The 727-nt window shown below is 30.9% G+C and carries 1 protein-coding gene; it reads left to right on the top strand.

The window, feature by feature from the left end:
* The coding region (locus ACM6HU_RS27395) for a tetratricopeptide repeat protein (protein WP_414848553.1) at nt 1-727 on the top strand (727 nt) is incomplete at both ends.

The following is a 727-nucleotide window of genomic DNA, read 5'->3' as shown; positions in this document are numbered from 1 at the left end:
GTTAGAACTGTATGTTCGCGATACGGACTCAATTTCTATATTACTAAAGGTCTACGGTGTTCTCATATACTACCATGCTCGAAACTATAACTTAATATATGTAGCGTCACTTGTCGATCAAGCGTCACAAGTGATTCCGAATTCAGTAGCAACACAAAATATGGACGATTATACATATTATTTAATGGCTAGAGGGCTATATTTTTCTAATAAACAAGATTATGTTGTAGCATATGAAATTTACAAGAAGCTCGAAAGTATGCTTGGCCCTAAAGAAATAAAGCAACACGCTCATATATATTATAACTTAAGTCTAACGAGCCAAAGTTTATTTAAAGATACAAGCATAAGTCGTTTGTATGCAAAAAAATCCTATAAATTGTATAAGAAATTTAATGATGAACAACAAAAAATATATGTGTTAATCATTCTTGCGATGCAATATAACATGGATAAACTACCTGAGCAAGCACTTGAATCCTTAAAACAAGCTGAAATTGAAGCAAAGACTAGTAACAATCCTTTGAATTCATGTTTGATTACATATAATTATGGGAAAATCTATCAAGGTTTAAAAGACTATACCAAAGCGATTAAATATTATGAAAAAAATTTAGAGCTCGCCACTTTTCTCCCACAAAATGCCGATAGAATATACATATTACGAAATTTAATAGAGATTTATATAGAACTAAAAGACTGGACAACTGTTAATCGGCTTATGGAA

The sequence above is a fragment of the Bacillus sp. IT-79MI2 genome, from assembly GCF_949768135.1.
Taxonomy (GTDB): Bacteria; Bacillota; Bacilli; order Bacillales; family Bacillaceae_G; genus Bacillus_A; species Bacillus_A pseudomycoides.
The sequence above is the reverse complement of the archived record's forward strand: the minus strand, read 5'-3'. Positions and strand labels throughout refer to the sequence as shown.